The organism is Daejeonella sp., assembly GCF_044232565.1.
Lineage (GTDB): Bacteria > Bacteroidota > Bacteroidia > Sphingobacteriales > Sphingobacteriaceae > Daejeonella.
This window is the reverse complement of record NZ_JBIILQ010000297.1, coordinates 1-2,915: the sequence shown is the minus strand read 5'-3', so window position 1 is coordinate 2,915 and position 2,915 is coordinate 1. Positions and strand designations below refer to the sequence as shown.

The window sequence follows — 2,915 nt, the reverse complement described above, 5'->3', positions numbered from 1 at the left end:
TGGTTTACACCTCTTCTTCGGTATTGGGATGTTTCATTTCAGCATCCTTATTATTTGCTGTAATGGCTATTGCAGGTTATAAGACCGAACAAGACCTAACAAAGTTTGGTCCCATTTTAATGATGGCTCTTGTAGGTATCGTTATAGCTAGCATTGTCAATTTCTTTTTAGGAAGTAGTCAGCTAGATTATATCATCAGCTTTATTGGAGTAGCCTTATTTGTAGGTCTAACCGCCTATGATATGCAACGATTAAAGCGCATCGCTGCCGGAATTGAATATGGCGATGCATCCGCAAATAAAATGGTAATCATGGGCGCATTAACCCTTTACCTTGATTTTATCAATCTTTTTTTGATGCTTCTTCGTTTATTTGGAGGTAGAAAATAAAAATATAGGGCTATATTTATTGGGATATTTATATGTAATTCAATAAAATATAGCCCTATTCTTTTATCACAAATATCAATCTAAATGTCATAAATAGCATTTCTCCTCACAAATTTGCTTTTCAGCAAATTATCTTGCACTTTTGCGTTGCTTATTCAGAAAGACGGAGGGATTAGACCCTACGAAGTCTTAGCAACCTGTGCTTACAAGGTGCTACATTCTATCTCGCATAGTCGGGAAAAGATAAGTTAAAGTCATTGATTACCGACTTTTTGAAGATAGGCCATTTATAGATATGAGACATTAGATCTGAGATATTAGACTTATTTGGTGCTTAAATTATTGCATTTCATCAGTTTTATCACACATCTCACATCTCATTTCTAATATCTTAAAAAGACAAATGAGTATCAGAGAAGAACTTAAAAAACGAATATTAGTTATTGATGGTGCGATGGGCACCATGATTCAACGCTACCAATTAACGGAAGAAGATTTTAGAGGTGAACGGTTTAAAAATCACCCTTGCGATGTAAGAGGTAATAATGACTTGTTAAATATTACCCGCCCAGATATCATAAAGGCAATACATGCCGAATACCTAGAGGCTGGAGCCGATATTATTGAGACCAATACTTTCAGTACTCAACGTATCTCCATGGCTGATTATCAGATGGAAGAGCTCTCTTATGAGATGAGTTTTGAAGGCGCACGCATTGCTAAAGAAATTGCACAAGAATATACACTCAAAAATCCTAATAAACCTCGCTTCGTTGCCGGTGCTTTAGGTCCCACAACAAAAATGGCTTCTATGTCGCCAGATGTGAACGACCCAGGATATCGTGCCGTTACATTCGATGACCTTGTTGATGCCTACTACGAACAAGTTAAAGGCTTAATTGAAGGTGGTGCCGATGTACTTTTATTCGAAACCATTACCGATACCTTAATCACCAAAGCCGCCCTTTTTGCTGCAAAAAACTACGAAAACGAAAGTGGCAAAAAGATCGAAATCATGATTTCGGGCACCATAACTGATGCTAGTGGAAGAACTTTATCGGGACAGACCGTTGAAGCCTTTTTGAATTCTTTGAGTCATGCCAATCTGCTGAGCATCGGACTGAATTGCGCTTTAGGTGCAAAAGACATGCGCCCGCATATTGAAGAACTTTCTAAAAAAGCGTCTTGTTTTATCTCGGCTTACCCAAATGCAGGCTTACCCAATGAATTTGGCGCATACGATGAACTGCCACATGAAACTGCCCACCTTGTGGAAGATTTTATGGCAAATGGGTTTGTTAATATTGTTGGTGGATGCTGCGGAACCACACCAGAACATATAAAATGTATTGCTGAGAAGGCCGCAAAATTTACACCGAGAATGCCCCCCGTGCCGGAGCCATTTATGCGCCTGAGTGGATTAGAACCCGTTACTTTAACACCTGAAACGAATTTTGTTAATATTGGGGAACGCACAAACATCACGGGATCTCCCAAATTCTCTAAACTTATTTTAAGTGGGAATTACGATGAGGCTTTATCTGTAGCACGCCAACAAGTAGAGGGTGGAGCACAAATTATCGATGTAAATATGGACGAAGGTATGCTTGACTCGGAAGCAGCCATGGTCAAATTCCTTAATTTAATCGCCTCAGAACCAGATATTTCTAAATTGCCAATCATGGTCGACTCCTCTAAATGGTCGGTTATCGAAGCGGGATTAAAATGTCTTCAAGGAAAAGGGATTGTTAATTCTATTTCCCTAAAAGAAGGGGAAGAAGCCTTTAAAAACTATGCTACGAAAATCCGTCAATATGGTGCTGCTGTTGTGGTTATGGCATTTGATGAATCGGGGCAAGCAGATTCGCTACAAAGACGTATAGAAATCTGTCGTAGATCATACGATATTTTAGTAAATGAGGTCAATTTCCCAGCTCAGGATATTATTTTCGATCCTAATATTCTTACCGTCGCCACGGGATTGGAGGAACATAATAATTATGCGGTAGATTTTATTGAAGCTACACGCTGGATTAAACAAAACCTTCCCTTAGCGAAAGTTAGCGGCGGAGTAAGTAATATTTCATTCTCCTTTAGAGGAAATAATACCGTACGTGAAGCGATGCATTCCGCATTTTTATATCATGCAATTAAGGCGGGCCTCGACATGGGTATTGTCAATGCCGGAATGCTTGAGGTTTATGAGGAAATCCCAAAAGATCTTCTTGAATTGGTTGAAGATGTTTTACTCAACCGCAGGACAGATGCAACAGAACGACTGGTTGATTTTGCTGAAACTATCAAAACGAAGGGTAAAGTAATCGTTAAAGATGAAGAATGGCGTAAAAATAGCGTAGAATCAAGGCTCTCACATTCTCTCATTAAAGGAATCATCGATTACCTGGATGAAGACGTGGAGGAAGCAAGACAAAAATATGCGAAGCCACTGGAAGTAATCGAAGGCCCGCTAATGGATGGAATGGGTATTGTTGGTGATCTATTTGGCCAAGGTAAGATGTTTCTTCC

2 protein-coding genes and 1 riboswitch are annotated in these 2,915 nt (G+C 39.4%); both genes read left to right on the top strand.

Features of this window, described 5'->3' with window-relative positions; translation table 11 throughout:
• On the top strand, positions 1-389 hold a 389-nt coding region (locus ACILQF_RS12350), incomplete at its 5' end, for a Bax inhibitor-1/YccA family protein (protein ID WP_395627706.1).
• Between the two features lie 148 nt (positions 390-537).
• Positions 538-639, top strand: a riboswitch (SAM riboswitch).
• A 153-nt stretch (positions 640-792) separates the two neighbouring features.
• Positions 793-2,915: methionine synthase (metH, locus tag ACILQF_RS12345; protein WP_395627705.1), on the top strand; the 2,123-nt coding region annotated here is incomplete at its 3' end.